The organism is Dictyobacter halimunensis (assembly GCF_036245075.1).
In genome coordinates this window covers 3,726,800-3,740,103 of sequence record NZ_BSRI01000002.1, presented here as the reverse complement: position 1 = coordinate 3,740,103, position 13,304 = coordinate 3,726,800, and the positions used below count along the sequence as shown (strand labels likewise).

Sequence of the window (13,304 nt, the reverse complement as noted above, 5' to 3'; positions counted from 1 at the left end):
CGACAGATACCCTTTTCTTCTTAATAGTTTTTGCGTGCTCGAAGAAAACGCCATATGCAGTAGATGCTCAGACACAACACAACAGCAGCAAAGATATAGCCAATGATTGGATCACTGCTTTCGCCCTCTGCGGTCTGATGAAACCCCGTTACTGCGAGGCCAAAAGAGCCAATAGCACCAAGAACCCAAAGATACTGTTGCTTATTCTTCCACACCGTGTATTTCGCCTCGCTTTTCATTCTTATCATGTTCTACACGTAACAAGCACGCCTTTCGGATTGAGGCAGAGGCAAAAGATCCTAACGGGTGAGAGAAGCCGCGCGTAACAACAACGATGGTGTGTACGCGGGCAGTCTCGTTGGCCCTTCCTCCTCCGTATTGGGCAAGGTGGGCGCACAATTCCACGCTTCCTGCCTGTTTACTTCCCTGCCAGTTGGGTCACAACCGGCGCGAAGGCACGCATATACTCGGCGCGGATAACAAGATAGGAGACGCCCAGGCGCTCGCGCCAGAGCTGGATACGCTCGACCATTTGTTCGATGGTTCCGAGCATGATGTACGGATTGGCAAGCACCTGCTCAACCGTGGCATCTGTCAGTTCCCTTTCGCGGATATAGTGTTCCGCGGCCTCCTGCTGATTGTGTGCCAGGGCGAAGCCAGAGATAAGCATATTTAACTCAATGGACGAAAAACGCTCGCCGGCGGCCTCACGAATCCACCTGACTTTTTCGGCCAGGGTATCCTCAACATTTTCTGTGGCATCAACGGTGCCATTATCATTTACCTTGATGTGCAGACCAATACTATTGGCTTCGCGTGCGGCCAGGCTCAGAAGTTTTTTGCCACCACCACCCATGACGATCGGCGGGTGAGGACGCTGAATAGGTTTCGGCGTCACGTTGAGATCGGTCACAGTATAGTGTTTGCCGGTGAAATTGACGGGTTCATCGCTGAAGCTTTGTTTCAGAATCTGTAAGGATTCTTCCAGGCGTTCAATGCGGAGCCCGGCACGTTCAAAGGGCACACCAACCTGGTCGTATTCCGGTCGATTCCAGCCCGCTCCAATGCCCAGTTCAAAACGTCCACCGGAGAGCATATCCAGCGCCGCCACCTCTTTGGCGAGAAGGACCGGATGACGAAGATCATTGTTATAGACCAGTGTGCCAATTCTCAGATTTTTTGTCGCATCCGCGGCCGCCATGAGGGAGGCCACAGGGAAAAACTCGCTGGTAAAGTGATCTGGCTGCAAGAAGGTAGAGTATCCCAGATCTTCGGCCTCTCGTGCCTGTGAGATCCATTCTTCACGGGTAGGGGCACCATCGGTAATGATGCCAAAGCGAAACGGTCGTACGTGTGGCATGTATCTTCTCCTGATTCCTTTGATACGGCTACGTTCACCGACAATATTGTCGGCCTGTTCAAATTTTGTCATACATCATAGCTATTTGCCAGAACAGTCTCTATCTCAGGAGCGTCTTGGGGATGGCCCGCAACTTGCATAACAGGTTGAAACGTCAACATGCTTCTCCGTTCAGCCTCCGCGCGCAGCAGTTTGGCGTCGCTGGTCTGTTGGGGTTCACTTTCTCCGTGCTCAACTGGACAGAATGGCCAGGGTTCGTTCATAGGCTAAAGAAACGTGCCGCCCAACTTGCTTTCCCGCAATCCAGGTTCAGGAGCTCGCCGTGGCTGCAAACGTACTGCTTGACATGCCAGCGAAACGAGTTCAGGGAAGAATGCGGTGATATCAAGAGGAGAGCGAGGCGTCGTTTTCATACTGATCCTTATAATGGGGGCGGAAAACTGGACAGGTCAATGAGATAAAATAGCAGGAAGGAGACAAGCATCCGCAAGGAGGAAAACCATGGCACGTTCACCAAAAAAGTACAGCAGCAATTTCAAAGCAAAAGTGGCTCTGGAAGCAATAAAAGGTCTGAAAACAATCAACGAGATATCTTCAGAGTATGGAGTGCATTCTACCCAAATTACGCAATGGAAAAAGCAAGTTCTCGATGAGCTGCCAGCCATCTTTGAGCGTCCTGGATCTGAGCGAGCGAAGAATGACGACGCCTTGATAGCAAGCTTATATCAACAAATTGGTCAACTCAAAGTCGAGGCAGATTTCCTTAAAAAAAAATCAGATCAGTACCGTTGAAGGCAAGCGGTTCTTGATCGAGCCCAATCACCCGCACTTGTCGATCGCGCGCCAGTGTGAACTGTTGGGTTTAGCTCGTTCAAGCTATTACTATGAGCCTGTGCCTGAAAGTGAGGAAGATCTGCTGTTGATGCGATTGCTTGATGAACAATATACGCGGACTCCCTTTTATGGAAAACGGAAAATGGTGGTGTTCCTTCAAGAACAAGGATATACCGTCGATCGGAAACGAGTACGACGGCTGATGCAGCGGATGGGCCTGGAAACGATCTATCCAAAACCACGGGTGAGCCTGCCGGGAGAACCCTCGGTACGCTATCCCTATCTTCTGCGTGGTATGAGCATTGATCGGATTGACCAGGTCTGGAGCTGCGATATTACCTACATTAGCCTAGCGCGAGGCTCTGTGTTCCTGATGGCGATTATTGATTGGTTCAGCCGATTTGTGCTGGCGTGGGAACTTTCAACGACATTGGATAGCAGTTTCTGCTTGGAAGCGCTAGACCGAGCGTTACAAGCGGCCCGGCCAGAGATTTTCAATACCGATCAAGGTGCCCAATTCACGAGCAAAGACTTCACTGGTCGTTTACTCCAGTCAGCTATTCGTATCAGTTGGGATGGGCGTGGACGGGCGTTAGACAATATTTTTGTGGAACGCTTATGGCGCAGTGTGAAATATGAGGAGGTCTATATCAAAGACTACCAAACCGTGTCCGAAGCGAGAAAAGGATTAGCAGACTATTTTCATTTTTACAATTACCAACGGTACCATCAGTCATTAGAGTACAAAACACCTTTTGCAGTGTATCGACCTGATTGTTCACCATCAATTCTCTAATACTGCTGAGTTCTCTCTTAAAATTGGCCCATTTCTGTCTAGACAAGTGGTACCACCATACCTTTCGACCCATGATGGCGAATGAGAGTTTGGCCATGAGCACACATCGAAAAAGAGTAAAAGGCGGGCAAGCAATGCTCTCAGCATACTTTTTTCCTGGTGCCGATCTTCTCGGCAACGTATACTGAGGAAGCGTTTTATTGAATGATACGTTGGTCTCAATCACAATCTAGCAGTCACAAATACGAAAGAAAAGGAAATCCCCGATATATGAAATGTATTGTCCGTGATGTTCCTCTCTTCTACGAATCTTATGGAACAGGTACTCCCATCATTTTACTGCATGGGTTTTCCAGTGACCATCGGCAGATGAAAGGCTGCATGGAGCCTCTCTTTACCCAACAGCATGGGTGGCAACGGATCTACCTCGACCTGCCCGGCATGGGACAGACACCTGGCAGCGCATCTATCCAGGGCACTGATGACATCCTCGATGTGGTCGTCGATTTTATCGATGCGGTCATCCCTGGACAACCGTTTCTTCTGGTGGGGGATTCGTATGGAGGATACCTGAGTCAGGGGGTTCTCCACCATAAGTTTGAGCAGGTTGTGGGGATTGCGCTCATTTGCTCAGGGGTCATTATGGAACGCTCTCAACGAGATCTCCCGCCGCGCACAGTGATGGTTGAAGATCGCACCCTATTGGCCAAACTAGATCCCGCTGATGCAGAAGAATTTACGTCGATGGCCGTTGTACAGGATCACGACCATTGGGAACGTTTTCGAGACGAGGTTCTCAGTGGAGCCAAAGTAGCAGATGAAGCGTTTCTTCAAAAGATCCTTCAGCGCTACAGTTGTTCATTCGATGTCGGAAAACTTCCTCGACCTTTTACCAGACCGGTTGTGCTTCTCGTGGGAAGGCAAGACCATATAGCAGGGTATCGCGATGCCTGGCGCATTCTGGAAAACTATCCCCATGGAACGTTCGCGGTACTCGACCGCGCCGGTCACGATTTGCAGATCGAGCAACCTCACCTCTTCAACGCCCTGGTCAGCGAGTGGCTCAATCGAGTACAGGAGTCTATGCAATCGTACAAGCCCTGTTAGATGATGACGGCAACAAAGATCAGTCCATTCATACATTGGCCCTTCCTCCACAGTCAATGATCTCTATACTGATAGCTAGACACCGTTCTGTGCACGATCACTATCAAGGAGTTCATCATGGAGCATGCATTACGTTCAATCATCGCTGAACACCAGGAGAACTGGATTGGCTTTACGAAAGCCCTGATCGAGATACCAACCGAGAATCTTCCAGGAGTTGCCTATCGAGCCTGCGTGGATCTTCTGGCGCACAAACTCACCGAGCTTGGCTTAGAATATACGGAAGAGCAAAAGGTGACTCTTTGATGACGTCTCTCCTTATGGTATCTTTCTGGTGGAAAAAAGAGAACCTGGTTGCAGCACAACAACAGCATAGAGGATCTGGTAGAAGACAATACGCCGCTCGATAGCAGAGCATACTTCGATGGCAGCGTCAGCCACAGGAGTACGCAGATCAAGGGCGAGCAAGATCATCGCGACAGCGAAGATACCATCGGAAAGGGAGGCAAATCGGTCCAGACTTTGACCGGCGAAGCGACTGTAAACGATTTTCACGTCATGCTTCCTTTTATGAAACAGTATATCTGAGCTTATTCTAATAGTGTCTATTGGACCTGTCAAACAGGTGCTTTCGAGAATCATTAGATACACTTGAGATACACTTGCCATGAGTGAAATGGCAGGGCAAGCGCATCTAAATGGGAGGTGATAAAAGAAGCTCTAAAACTGCGGAGAAGTTGGAGTTTACAGAACAACGAGAGGAATAAACTATGCAGATTATGGGGTTCTATTACATGAAAGGCGATCACGCCTTTCAGCCAAAGTAATGTCGAGAGGTTATTTGCATGGCCGATTTGAATAATCCCAAAGTTCAGAAGATACTCAACTCGAAAGCGTTCGCGCATCTTGCAACAATTGGCGCTAAGGGAGAGCCAAATTCATCAGTGATGTGGTTTTTGTGGGATGAGGAATACATCAAGTTTACACATACTACTGAACGTCAGAAATATCAGAATATCAAGCGTGATCCGCGTGTGGCTATCACGATTACTGACCCCGATGACCCGTACACTTATGCCGAGTTTCGTGGGGTGGTTGACAAGGTCGAGGAAGATCCCACTGGAGCCTTTTACAATACCCTGGCAGAAAAGTATGGCTCCTCCTCGCGCTATCGTGGCGATCCGCGTGTGGTTTTGTGCGTAATGGTTGACCGCATCCTGGGGTACGTGTAGGCGGTACTGCTCCCTCGTGTCTGCAACTTCTGCAACTGGTTGGGTGCAGAAGTTGCAGACACAAGTTTTTTTAGATGCATTGCCCTGTTTCGAGAGTAGCATGAACAAGGTGACCATCACCCCTCTGAGAAATCATTAAGGGCGAAGATCTGCTTCATGATAAGCACGCTCAACATAGATAATACAGCGGCAATCCTTTGGAGGCCGGCAACGTTCTGCGGCGCTCATTTAAGCCGCTGTTGGACAAAGCCAGGCTGCCAGATATCCGGTTCCGTGATTTGCGGCATAGCACCGCGACGTTACTGCTGACGATGGATGTGCATCCAAAGATCGTGCTGGAACTATTGGGGCACAGCAATATCAGCATGACACTGGATACCTATTCGCATGTGTTACCATCCCTGCAAGAGCAAGCTGTCATACGCCTCAACAGCCTGATCATCTTTGATAAAAATGGTACGATCCGTGCTCTGCAAGAGAAGGCTCGTCACCTCCAACGTCACACAGTCTCATCTGAAAGACTCTACCACATCAAATCTAAAGCGCTGCACTTTAATGATATCGTGAAAGCATATCGTGACTTCGTTGGGATAGCCCAGTGTGGAAAAAGAGCAAAATAGAAGAAGTTTGTTGTGGGTTCGCATGCTATCCTTCCGAGGAAGTGTTGCTCAATGCGTGGAGCCACGCCGGTGGTTGTTGTCTGGACACGCCTTGTACTTCCCACTAGTTTCTACATAGGAGGATAATTATGCCAACTCGCACAGAGATTTTGGACACCCTTGCGGCATCGCAGACGCAGGTCATGGCGTTTTTTCAAGGGCTGAGCCCGGAAGACCTGGAGCGCCCGGCAACGGCGAGTGATGTTCCTGGAGCGGCTCCTTGGCGCGCCAAGGATCATTTTGCTCACCTGGCGCAAAGTGAGCGCGCCATCCAGCGATTGCTGCGCCATACACTCGCCGGCGACACTCGAGACGTTCTCTTACGCCTTCAATATCCGGCGGAAATGGAAATGCCAGGCAATCCGGGTAATCTGAGCGAGCTGACCCCCGGGGAACAGAAGCGGTTGGTGATGGCCGTTGCCAGCGTCAATCAGACCTACGTGAACGAACACCATGACGACAGTCTGGAAATGCTGGCAGCAGATTTTCTGGCGACGCGGCAGGAAACATTGGACCTCCTGCACCAGTTCACCGATGATCAGCTGGCCGCTCCGGTGCCCACCGTCGTGGGTGACCAGGCCGCTGGCAACTTGTTTGCCGGGAGAGCGGGGCATGCGACCGAGCACATTACCTCGATTGAGGAAGGATTTCGGAGAGGCGTGTGACACTCCCTACGGCTAAAGTTATCTAAAGCTCAAAGTAAGGATCATTCTTAAACGAGAAGATAACCCACATATCCATCCCCGACTCCGATAGCGCTAAAAGGGCCTGATATCCACTTTATGAGATGTTATCACTCCTCTTCATAGCACCAAAACGATAGCAGGCAGGTGCTGATGAGCTTATGTAGAACAGGTCTATCACTTGCCCCTCAGTGGTAGATCTGGTTCATTTTCGTAAAGCGCCCAAACATAAAAACTTCAGAGGTATTCCATTTACTTGCTTAAAGCTGCTACCCGTGGGACAGAGGCAACCAAGAATGCGTCAAAAACGAAAGAGTTAGCCTGGTAGACGAACTCTTGCTGATGTATTCCACAGGCTTCTCTTCTCACCAGGTATGCAGTAAGAGGAACGTGTTTTCTCTTACTGCATACCTGGTGAGAGAGAATTTGGCAACATATCCGCTTTTATAGAGATGTTTTGGAATAAGGAGATAGTTATTACTTGCAAATTACAAGTAAATGTGTTGCTATCAACGTGAGGAGAAATGTATGCGCAAAGTCGTTATGTCCCAATTTGTGTCGCTGGATGGCGTTGTCGAAGATCCAGGAGGCGTGGAGGGATACCAATACGGAGGCTGGGCCTTCCGATTTGGCAGTACCGAGCAGCAGCAAGTAAAAATCGATGAACTCTTCCAAGCTAATACCCTGTTGCTGGGCCGTCGAACCTATGAAGGGTTTGCCGCTGTATGGCCGACAATGCAAGGAACAGGAGCTTATGGAGAGCGCATGAATAGCCTCCCCAAATACATTGCCTCTACGACACTCACAGAAATGACCTGGAATGCTACACCGCTCACAGGTGATCTGGCAGAAGCCATATCCAAGCTCAAGCAAGAAGAAGGTCAGGATATTCTCATTTTCGGCAGTATTCAACTCGTCCAAACCCTGCATAACCTACGCCTCATCGACGAGTATCGCCTGATGGTTTTTCCGCTGATTCTGGGCCGTAGCAGGCGCCTCTTCTCTGATACAAGCGAGATGCAAGCGCTTCAACTGGTCGAGAACAAATTGCTCCCTTCAGGAGTCCTTACCCTGACCTACCACCCGACAAAATAATGATGAGGCCGAGTGCAGTGAGCACCCAGCCTCTAGCCAACTGTTTCTGATGAAGAATATCCCTCTATCTTCACCGTTCCCATATTCCCATCTCCAATCAGTTTCTTCAGGGTTCTGTCAGAATTCAGGGGAAAGCTTGTCGCGGTGATCTTTTGCGAGATATGCCGAGAACAGAGATCCAACCGAGAAGGAGCGATTCATGAACTGCCCACATTGCGCCTCAAGCACCCTGATCGATCGCCCGATACACATACCACCACTTCCCATGCACTTTCAGGTACGTTTCATCGACATACCAGCATTTCCCGACCTGCCCCTGCCGCTTGCTGTGTAGCTGGTCCTTTATCGAGGGGGCAAACCGCGCTTCCCAGCCTCGGATAACTTCAAGCGTGAACGGAAAGCTGCGCTCCAAAAATATCTCAGCTACGTCACGCAGGCTCAGCTTATAGCGGAGCCGCCATATGACCGCAAGCAGGACAATGTCCGCCGGGACTTCCAGATAGTTCAAAAAGAGCGCCGGTGCGTTCGTTGAACGTATGTCTGCACTGAGAGCAAAAGAACGTTGTGTAGCCACATTTGGTTTTCTTTGCTCGTTTCTGAGCCATCGTTCCTACACAGTAGGGACAGTTCATACAACCTGCCTCATTCCATCAAAATGCTGAGAGCAGCATATCAGAAATAGGACCTCTGTGCCCTATGGAAGTTTGAATTCTGACAGAACCAGCGTATCAGAGAAAGGCGGGGATCGCCTGAACGCAAGGCACTCGCAACCATGTGTACCAGCTAATCTTTGAGCACATCGATACACCCAATACTGCGTTCGTAGAAGTAGTCCCGCAGAGTTTTGTAACCGTTGGGCGTAATAGTTTATAGAATCTTCTGCAGCAACCCTTACGAAGAGGGATTCCTGCATTGGTTTGTGAGCAGGCGATAAGACCGCTGCCAAAGGAACGGGGGCACTATCGCTCCTGGATAGTGCTGAGCAATCCCCCTTCAAAGGACCGGGCCGACGTATGCTATCGGTTCGGGGGAAACGTTGTTTTGTTTGAAACACAACAGTAAAGGAGTATATACTATGCGGAAAAGTAGCATAAAGCGCGTTTTTGCAACTCTCTCGTGCATTCTGATCCTTGGAAGTATGTTAGTCTTCCTCGCAGCTTGCGGTGGAAGCTCCACCCCTGCCTCGCCAGGAGGGAAGCCTAACAAGCAGCCAGGGTATTACCTCACTGGTGCTTTTCACCATGAGATCCAAACATGGTGGCGCTATAGTAAGTAGTGATGAGCATGCATTCATTCGTATGGATGAAAGGAAGCATTCTCTCATGATTCGACTCTTCACTACGAGGACCATAGCGTTCCACCCACTCGGGGTGGCTATGAGCTTGTAGCCAGTCGGGAGCAGCCACTGCGAGACTATTGAGGGCAGCGCGCATCGCTTTCCACACACACAGAACACGGTTGAGTGCGCGGATCTTGGCCAGTACATGGGTCGAATCAGTTCGCCGCCGTCCGCGCGCTTTGAGCCAGCCTTTCTGATGAAAAAGGGTGAGCATGGTCTCCAGCAGAAGCTCTTCGGCATGGTGCTCAACCAAACGGGTGCGAAATTCGGAGAGCACCGAGGCATCAAATCCGGTATCGGTGAGATCCAGACTCAGCAAATATTTCCAATCGATCCTTCCGCGCACCGCATCAGCCGCTTATTGATCGGATAGGTTCTCAGCAAATTGGAGCACGGTGACCAGGGCAAGTCTCCATGGAGCCTGGGCCGATTGACCCTCCTTAGGGAAGAGATGGGCAAACTGCTCATCAGTGTAGATCCTTCTCAAGACATCGCGCATCCGCCTGCAGGGCGTAGGGCGGTCAATAAAGGGAATGGTGGCAATCCTGTAAAAATATCTGTACTCACCATAAAGGGATATGTCCAGGTGATCAAGGGCTTTTTCCCCTGGTGCCTGGAAGAAGAGTTAATAGAAAAAGATCCCTCTAAGAGGCTTAAGCTTCCTTCAGTTCCCGATTATATGATACCAACTTTTACACATGACCATATTCGTTCAATGCTTGATGCTTGTGATCTCTCTACCATTTTAGGATATCGAGACTATACTATCATGCTAGTGCTCTTAGAAACTGGTATCCGTGTCTCTGAGCTATGTGGCCTTCAGGTGCAGGATGTTTTTGACGATCATATTAGAGCCTTTGGTAAGGGTAAGAAAGAACGCGAGGTCGGTGTATCTCCCCAGGTCGCTAAACAGCTTTGGAAGTATGTCAACCATTATCGTAAACCTGCTGATGAGGGTGAACAGCGTATCTTCATCAATCGTTATGGTCAGCCGGTCACACCTAACGGCGTAGAACAGCTTCTCGTGGACGTTAAAAATAAGGCTGGCATCACTGGCGTACGGGTTTCCGCTCATACCTTCCGCCATACCTTCTCTCGGATGTACCTGGAACAAGGCGGCGAAATCTATAAGCTCTCGCGTCTCATGGGACATAGCAGTGTCGAGGTCACAGAAGAATACCTTAAAGATTTCAAGTTGCGGGCCGCTCGCCAGGGACAAGGCAAGTTTTCACCTGTGAATGCTCTTGATCTCCTGGGCAAACGTAAGAAAAATAGGGGCAAGTCATGAGAGGAAAGAATGTGAGAAAGTAATGGAAGAGTTTGATGTTGTTCGGATTGTAAAGCTTCTCAACCAGAAGCATATAATAGATGGTGATGATGCAATTATCAGAGAGCCACAAGTAGGTGATGTAGGAACAATAGTGATGGTGTATCAACAAGGAGCAGGATATTGCATGGAGTGTGTTGATGATGATGGTTGGACAATTTGGTTAGCAAATTTCACACCGGAAGAATTAGAGCTTATCTGGAAATCTAAAAAGTAGAAAGTTGACATCAATTTTTAGCATTTTGACATCAATTCGTGTCGGAAAAACAGTGTGTCCGACACTAAGAATTGGGTAAAAATGGCTCTGAAGTTCTGCTATTCTGTAGTAGGGCTTTAGGGCTTTTTTGGCTTGTGGGGCTGGTTTAGTGGCTTAGATATGTTTAACGCGCCCAGAGGGATTCGAACCCCCGACACTCGGTTCCGAAGACCGATGCTCTAATCCGCTGAGCTATGGGCGCAACACCATCAATTTAGCACATGTTGATGGGGCTGTCAATAGAACGGCACCCAATTCGTGAGCCATTTTACATGCGCAAATCCATCCTTCAATAGGACCAAATTCCTATTTTTCTGTGGGCGTATGGTTGGAAGACGTCATTGGCTGGGAACACGTGGTAATATTTTTGCAACAGTGTTGAGCACTGCCAGGTTGTTTCCTCTCTTGTGAATGATTAAAACTTCTGTTTCAATGTTACAGCATGCAGTGGTTAATTTTCTCTATTATTAACGTTATTAATTGAGACAATATATCATTGGTCAGGGGGAGGAGATGGCGTTATCCCTGTCCGGGCCATTCGGTACTCCGGTTATTGCGAGGTTCACAATACTATGAAAACGCTCTATTGTACGACTATTACCTCAAGTGCGTTGAAATTGATTCGCCGCTATGAGGGTGAGGTCAGCGGGTGTGAGGCGACGATCTGTCATTATGTTCATGAAGAACCGAGTAAAGATAAGCACGGACGCGTGATTGAGAATGCTTTTAAGGTGTACTTTCCCAATAGCGAGGCGATCTGCTATACACTGTCAGGTGAGATCTCTTACGTTCTACCTTAAATCTTTCTTTGTATGCTTTTTATGAAAAGAGGGCTCCCGGTCTGCTTAGACAGGGGCCCTCTTTTTATATGCCGTGCCGATGGCTCTCTCCTCAGGCGAACAGGGTGCCTTTGAAGACAGTGACGGCCTGCCCTCCCAGGACGACGCGATCGCCCTGCAGCTGGACGCGTACCAGGCCGCCACGCCTGGAGGCCTGGTAGCCGACGAGGGTGGGGCGCTGCAGCCGCTGGCTCCAGTACGGGGCCAGAGCACAGTGGGCCGAGCCGGTGACGGGATCTTCGCTGACACCAACGCGCGGGCCGAAGAAGCGGGAGACAAAATCATAGTCAACGCCGGGATTGGCCCGACTGGTGACGACGATGCCACGCGCCGGTATCTGTTGCAAGAGCGCGAGGTTGGGTTTGAGATCCCTGACCTGCAGTTCGTTTTCTACTTCCACAATATAGTCGAACTTGCCCATTTCAACCGCTACAATAGGTACGCCCAGGGCTTCCGCGAGCACAGACGGAGAATCGATAGGCCGCGTCGGGTCCGCCGGAAAGTTGAGCTCGATCCATTCGCCGTTGCGCCGGGCGGTCAGCAGGCCGCTCAGGGTGGAAAAGCGGGCCTCGGCATCGGGTGCCAGGTGACCCTCCTGCCACAGGACGTGCGCGCTGGCCAGGGTGGCGTGTCCGCACAGCTCGACCTCTACAGTTGGCGTAAACCAGCTCAACTGAAATCCGTCATCCTGCCGCAGGAGAAAGGCGGTCTCCGAAAGATTCATTTCGGCCGCGACCCGCTGCATCCATTCGGCATCGCGTGGCTCGGACAGCACACACACGCCCGCAGGATTTCCTCTAAAGGGTTCGTCGGTAAAGGCGTCTACCTGGATGATTGTCTGCTCCATCTCGTTCATGCTCCTTTTATGGCTGGTGGCATCATACATCTGATTTCGTTCTTCTCTATTATCCCGCAACGACAAAATGAGCGCCGATACGCTACACTTCTTGCCTGTTCGCGACCTGTCGCACGAGCTGTTCCAGGGGCATAGCGGCCAGGGAGGTCAGGCGCAGATCCGCGTGGTCCAGCGGTAGCTGGCCGGTGATCGGATTGGGAATGGCAACACAGAAAATGCCAGCGTTCTGAGCGGCCCGCACGCCGTTGGGAGAGTCTTCGAGGGCGATGGCCTGCTCAGGTTGAACTCCGAGAAGATCCAGGGCGGAAAGGTAGAGCTCGGGATGAGGCTTGCGGTGCGTCACTTCATCCCCGAATTTCATGGCGTCGAATTTCTCGTGCAGGCCCAGACGGGTAAGATGGCCAATAACCCAGGAGCGTGGCGAGCTTGAGGCGACGGCGATCTTCATATTCAAGCGGCGCGCATCCTTTATATACTGCTCGACGCCCGGCAGAACGGTCTGTGTCTCAATGAGCTCCAGGTGGCGGCGCAGACGTCGCTCAGCGAGCGGATCGCGCTCGATAGCGTGTCCGGTAAGCAACTCAAGGTACTCATGGGGGTCAAAAGCTTCCAGACCGCTCCCGATGCAGGCGGCCCACTTCTCTAATGGAAGGTGCTGCTCATATTCAGTATATATTTCTTGCCAGGATTGATAGGAGGATATTTCGGTATCAAGTATAAGTCCATCAAAATCAAAGACCAGTGCGCTTATCATTAAACAACCTTTCGCTTCTCTATATATCTATATAAGTGGCAGAACATTCATATTTATCTCCATCATATCACAATTATTTCAGCAGCATGATCGATGATTTGACCCTGTTGCGGCCTCCATCCTGCCCGGATAGCAAGGGTCTTATGATAAGCGAGACCATAGCACGG

15 protein-coding genes, 1 tRNA gene and 2 pseudogenes are annotated in these 13,304 nt (G+C 50.2%); 10 read left to right on the top strand and 8 right to left on the bottom strand.

Annotation, left to right across the window (positions count from 1 at the left end; genetic code table 11):
- Nucleotides 1-20: 20 nt before the first annotated feature.
- Together AABA21_RS39560 and AABA21_RS29490 are read right to left on the bottom strand one after the other, a co-directional pair.
- The gene (locus AABA21_RS39560) at nucleotides 21-239 is read right to left on the bottom strand and encodes a DUF202 domain-containing protein (RefSeq protein ID WP_420917178.1); all 219 of its coding nucleotides are present in this window, start codon (nucleotides 237-239) and stop codon (nucleotides 21-23) included.
- A 179-nt stretch (nucleotides 240-418) separates the two neighbouring features.
- Entirely contained in the window at nucleotides 419-1,360 is a 942-nt protein-coding gene (locus AABA21_RS29490; protein WP_338255740.1) for a TIGR03621 family F420-dependent LLM class oxidoreductase, read from the bottom strand.
- Nucleotides 1,361-1,861: 501 nt separating this feature from the next.
- On the opposite strand from AABA21_RS29490, the gene AABA21_RS29485 reads away from it, so the two are divergent.
- The 3 genes from AABA21_RS29485 (at nucleotide 1,862) to AABA21_RS29475 (ending at nucleotide 4,403) form a co-directional block, all read left to right on the top strand.
- Nucleotides 1,862-2,990 (top strand): IS3 family transposase gene (locus AABA21_RS29485; RefSeq protein WP_338248176.1). Its coding sequence is split into 2 segments (ribosomal slippage): nucleotides 1,862-2,140 and nucleotides 2,142-2,990, totalling 1,128 coding nucleotides; the frame shifts between segments, so codons are not numbered across the junction.
- Between the two features lie 270 nt (nucleotides 2,991-3,260).
- Nucleotides 3,261-4,097, top strand: coding sequence for an alpha/beta fold hydrolase (locus AABA21_RS29480; protein WP_338255739.1), 837 nt, complete (start codon nucleotides 3,261-3,263; stop codon nucleotides 4,095-4,097).
- A 117-nt stretch (nucleotides 4,098-4,214) separates the two neighbouring features.
- Nucleotides 4,215-4,403 (top strand): hypothetical protein, encoded by a 189-nt coding sequence (locus tag AABA21_RS29475; RefSeq protein WP_338255738.1) that lies wholly within the window; start codon nucleotides 4,215-4,217, stop codon nucleotides 4,401-4,403.
- 12 nt (nucleotides 4,404-4,415) lie between these two features.
- Here AABA21_RS29475 and AABA21_RS29470 read toward each other — a convergent pair whose 3' ends face one another.
- Nucleotides 4,416-4,652 carry a TMEM175 family protein gene (locus AABA21_RS29470; protein ID WP_338255736.1) on the bottom strand — a complete coding sequence of 79 codons (237 nt, stop codon included), beginning with the start codon at nucleotides 4,650-4,652 and terminating at the stop codon, nucleotides 4,416-4,418.
- Between the two features lie 290 nt (nucleotides 4,653-4,942).
- Between AABA21_RS29470 and AABA21_RS29465 the strand changes: the two genes are divergently transcribed.
- The 4 genes from AABA21_RS29465 to AABA21_RS29450 all read left to right on the top strand — a co-directional run bounded on the left by AABA21_RS29465 (nucleotide 4,943) and on the right by AABA21_RS29450 (nucleotide 7,766).
- Nucleotides 4,943-5,329 carry a PPOX class F420-dependent oxidoreductase gene (locus AABA21_RS29465; RefSeq protein ID WP_338255735.1) on the top strand — a complete coding sequence of 129 codons (387 nt, stop codon included), beginning with the start codon at nucleotides 4,943-4,945 and terminating at the stop codon, nucleotides 5,327-5,329.
- Between the two features lie 197 nt (nucleotides 5,330-5,526).
- Nucleotides 5,527-5,949, top strand: a complete 423-nt coding sequence (locus tag AABA21_RS29460; protein WP_338255734.1) for a tyrosine-type recombinase/integrase — start codon at nucleotides 5,527-5,529, stop codon at nucleotides 5,947-5,949.
- Nucleotides 5,950-6,077: 128 nt separating this feature from the next.
- The gene (locus AABA21_RS29455; protein WP_338255731.1) at nucleotides 6,078-6,653 is read left to right on the top strand and encodes a DinB family protein; all 576 of its coding nucleotides are present in this window, start codon (nucleotides 6,078-6,080) and stop codon (nucleotides 6,651-6,653) included.
- A 546-nt stretch (nucleotides 6,654-7,199) separates the two neighbouring features.
- Nucleotides 7,200-7,766 carry a dihydrofolate reductase family protein gene (locus AABA21_RS29450; protein WP_338255730.1) on the top strand — a complete coding sequence of 189 codons (567 nt, stop codon included), beginning with the start codon at nucleotides 7,200-7,202 and terminating at the stop codon, nucleotides 7,764-7,766.
- Between the two features lie 232 nt (nucleotides 7,767-7,998).
- Here AABA21_RS29450 and AABA21_RS29445 read toward each other — a convergent pair.
- Nucleotides 7,999-8,398: pseudogene (locus AABA21_RS29445) on the bottom strand (DDE-type integrase/transposase/recombinase); the annotation flags it as partial.
- A 699-nt stretch (nucleotides 8,399-9,097) separates the two neighbouring features.
- Nucleotides 9,098-9,607, bottom strand: a pseudogene (locus AABA21_RS29440) (transposase); the annotation flags it as partial.
- Here AABA21_RS29440 and AABA21_RS29435 point away from each other — a divergent pair.
- A complete protein-coding gene (locus AABA21_RS29435) occupies nucleotides 9,557-10,393 on the top strand; it encodes a tyrosine-type recombinase/integrase (RefSeq protein WP_338255728.1) in 837 nt (278 codons plus the stop codon). The pseudogene AABA21_RS29440 and the gene AABA21_RS29435 overlap by 51 nt on opposite strands.
- 22 nt (nucleotides 10,394-10,415) lie before the next feature.
- Nucleotides 10,416-10,649, top strand: a complete 234-nt coding sequence (locus tag AABA21_RS29430) for a DUF4926 domain-containing protein (RefSeq protein WP_338255727.1) — start codon at nucleotides 10,416-10,418, stop codon at nucleotides 10,647-10,649.
- Between the two features lie 167 nt (nucleotides 10,650-10,816).
- On the opposite strand, the gene AABA21_RS29425 is transcribed toward AABA21_RS29430, so the two are convergent.
- A tRNA-Arg gene (locus AABA21_RS29425) sits at nucleotides 10,817-10,890 on the bottom strand.
- Between the two features lie 370 nt (nucleotides 10,891-11,260).
- Between AABA21_RS29425 and AABA21_RS29420 the strand changes: the two genes are divergently transcribed.
- Nucleotides 11,261-11,488 (top strand): hypothetical protein, encoded by a 228-nt coding sequence (locus AABA21_RS29420; protein ID WP_338255725.1) that lies wholly within the window; start codon nucleotides 11,261-11,263, stop codon nucleotides 11,486-11,488.
- A gap of 91 nt (nucleotides 11,489-11,579) precedes the next feature.
- On the opposite strand, the gene AABA21_RS29415 is transcribed toward AABA21_RS29420, so the two are convergent.
- Together AABA21_RS29415 and AABA21_RS29410 are read right to left on the bottom strand one after the other, a co-directional pair.
- Nucleotides 11,580-12,374 carry a PhzF family phenazine biosynthesis protein gene (locus AABA21_RS29415; RefSeq protein WP_338255724.1) on the bottom strand — a complete coding sequence of 265 codons (795 nt, stop codon included), beginning with the start codon at nucleotides 12,372-12,374 and terminating at the stop codon, nucleotides 11,580-11,582.
- 91 nt (nucleotides 12,375-12,465) lie between these two features.
- On the bottom strand, nucleotides 12,466-13,137 hold the full coding sequence (locus AABA21_RS29410; protein ID WP_338255723.1) for an HAD family hydrolase: 672 nt from the start codon (nucleotides 13,135-13,137) through the stop codon (nucleotides 12,466-12,468).
- Nucleotides 13,138-13,304: the final 167 nt, after the last annotated feature.